Consider the following 2,826-nt stretch of genomic DNA (forward strand, 5'->3'; position numbering starts at 1 on the left):
AGAGGGTCTCCTCGAACATGCCGAGGGGCAGCTGGGCCTCCAGGGGGACCTGTTCGATCGTGGTGCCGCGCAGGCGGTACAGGCGCGGGGACCCGGCGTCCACGGCGTGCACCGTGCCGGTGGCGAGGTCGAAGCGCAGCAGGAGGGTGGACGCGTACGCCTTGCCCCCGTACTGGGAATAGACGGCCTGGTCGGCGAGGCACGCCTGGTCCGCGAGGCTGATGCCGGCGCGGCGGGCGTTGCGCAGGGCGCCGACGGCGAGGCTGGTGAGCAGGGAGGCGTCGATGCCCTGGCCCATGCCGTCGGTGACGGTGAGGGTGAGGTGCTCGGCGCTCGTGGACCAGTCGAAGCTGTCGCCGCCGATGGCGTAGGCCGGCTCCAGGTGGGCGCCGATGACGTACTCGTCGCGCGCGCAGCCCCGGCCGGGGAGGAGCTGCCACTGCATCTCGGCGGCGAGGGTGAGGCGACGGGTGCGGCGGGCCTGGAGGTACAGGTCGGTGTCCCGGCCGGCCGTGGTGATCTCGTGGCCCAGCGCGGTGGCGAAGTCGCCGAGCCGCAGGACCGTGCCGGCGTCGGCGCGGGTGCCGGGCAGGCGGACGCGGAGGACGCCGAGGCGGTCACCGCGGACGGTGAGGGGCAGGTGGACCAGTTCGGCGGCCGGGTCGGTGATGACTTCGACGACCGGTTTCTGGGTGGTGAAGGCGGTGCCGTCGGGTCCGTCGTGCGCGGAGACCGGATCGCCGGTGTGCAGGTGGGTGACGGGCTGCAGGACGGTCAGGCCGTAGTCGGCGAGGAGGAGCGTCACGTCGGTCGCACCGAAGTGCTGTGCCAGCAGGCGTCCGGCGGTGGCCACCAGGGCGTGGGGCGGAGCCGCGCGCAACTGGGCTTCCACGGACGGGACCGGTTCGGGGGTATTCACGGTGTCTCCATCCTCTCCCCTTGTGACCTCCACGCTATCGCGACCGGGCACGGCTTCCGGAAGGACCGTGCCGGCGACGGCGGCACCCCCCGGGTCCGTGCCAGTCGGTCGGGGTCCGTGTCAGTCGTCCGGTGGCGTGCGGGCGGGCGGTACGCCGGCCACCCAGGCGACCACGGTGACGACGGCGCCCTGGCCGGGCCGCGTCTCCAGGGCGAACTCGTCCACCAGCCGTCTGGCCCCGCCCAGGCCGAGCCCCAGGCCGCAGGCGCTGCTGTAGCCGTCGGTCATCGCCAGGTCGACGTCGCCGATACCGGGTCCGGTGTCGATGAAGGCCAGCCGCAGCCCCCGCCGCGGGCCGTCGGCGAGGGCGGTGATCTCGACCCGGCCCCCTCCGCCGTGGACCAGGGTGTTGCGGGCCAGTTCGCTCGCCGCGGTGACGAGTTTCGTCTGCTGGACGAGCCCGAACCCGAGCTCGGCCGCGACCTGCCGCACCCGCCGGCGGACCCAGGCCAGATCCGCGTCCGACCCGATGGGCAGCCCGGCCGGCTCCACGGGCCCGGCCCCCTCGGCGGACCCGGCCCCTTCGACGGGGTCCGTGGCGTCGGCGGCCGTCATCACATACCCCCCGGAGGCCGGGACCGGCGGTCCCGGGAGCCCGGGAGGGAAGCGGTCATCGCGGAACCGCGCCGCCCACGCGCCGGGAGACCTCGATGCCCTGCCCGGCGAGGGCGTAGGAGAGGGCGTCGGCCAGCGAGCTGCGGGTGACGACGGAGCCGAGGTCGATGCCCAGGTGCACGATCGTCTGCGCGATGGCCGGGCGGATGCCGGAGACGATGCACTCGGCACCCATCAGCCGGGCCGCGGCGACCGTCCTCATCAGGTGCTGCGCGACCAGCGAGTCGACCGTGGGCACGCCGGTGATGTCGAGGATCGCGTACCGGGCCCGCTGCTCCACGACGGCCTGGAGCAGCGATTCCATGACCACCTGGCTGCGGGCACTGTCCAGCGTGCCGATCAGGGGCACCGCGACGACGCCTTCCCACAGGCTGATCACCGGGGTGGCGACGTCCAGCAGCTGCTGCCGCTGCCGGGATATCAGCTCCTCACCGGCCAGCACCGTGGTCTCCATGATGACCAGGCGCAGCGTGCCCATCAGCACGGTCAGCGCCAGCATGGCGTCCCGCGCCCCGGGACCGGGCAGCGCCTCGCCGCGCAGCAGCTCGGCGGTCACCGCACGCAGCCCGGCGGCCTCGTTCCCGATCTGCGCCGGGCTGACGCCCCGGCGGGCACGCGAGGCGGCCATGCGCCCCAGTTGCTCGCGCGCCGGGTCGAACCCGGCATCCGCGACGTTCTCGAGCCGGCCGCTCGACGCCACCTCGCACAGCGCGTCCACGACGACCTTGCACGCCTCCACGGCCTCGTCCCGCGAGACGGTGAACACCGTCCGGAACAGCGGCGCGTCCGCCCACCGCTGGGCGATCTGCTCGCGGCGACGCTCCAGGAAGGCTCCCAGTTCCCGCGTCGCCGCCCCTTCCGCGGCCTGCTCCGACACCTGCATGGTTTCCTTCCGCGACGGGCCGCTGCGCCGGGACGGACACAACGCGGCAATTATTGCCTCATGACAAGTATGGCGCTGCGAGCGCGGTGAAGCGACACAGCATCGGCACATGCGGCCCCCGGCCGGGCGACGGGCCGAGCGGTGCGTCAGCGCCCGTGCCAGTCCAGGCACACCACCAGGGCGTCGTCGTCCGGCATGGACCGGCCCCGGTGGCCGGTCAGCTCGCGCAGGATGGCGCGCGGGACCTCGGCGGCCGGCAGGAGCCGCGTGGACGTGATCGCCCTGGCCAGGGCGGCGTCGCCGTACGCCTCCCCCTTCGGCGAGGCGACCGCGTGCACCCCGTCGCTGA

Annotated in this window: 4 protein-coding genes; all 4 read right to left on the minus strand. The window is 74.2% G+C overall.

Going from position 1 to position 2,826, the window contains the following annotated elements; all coding sequences use genetic code 11:
* Positions 1-919: PP2C family protein-serine/threonine phosphatase (locus IE312_RS22625; protein WP_229900296.1), on the minus strand; the 919-nt coding region annotated here is incomplete at its 3' end.
* 120 nt (positions 920-1,039) lie between these two features.
* Entirely contained in the window at positions 1,040-1,534 is a 495-nt protein-coding gene (locus tag IE312_RS22630; protein WP_229900297.1) for an anti-sigma regulatory factor, read from the minus strand.
* Between the two features lie 55 nt (positions 1,535-1,589).
* Entirely contained in the window at positions 1,590-2,477 is an 888-nt protein-coding gene (locus IE312_RS22635; RefSeq protein ID WP_189984175.1) for an STAS domain-containing protein, read from the minus strand.
* Positions 2,478-2,623: 146 nt separating this feature from the next.
* Positions 2,624-2,826: SpoIIE family protein phosphatase (locus IE312_RS41380; protein WP_229900298.1), on the minus strand; the 203-nt coding region annotated here is incomplete at its 5' end.

The sequence above is a fragment of the Streptomyces capoamus genome (genome assembly GCF_014654935.1).
Taxonomy (GTDB): Bacteria; Actinomycetota; Actinomycetes; order Streptomycetales; family Streptomycetaceae; genus Streptomyces; species Streptomyces capoamus.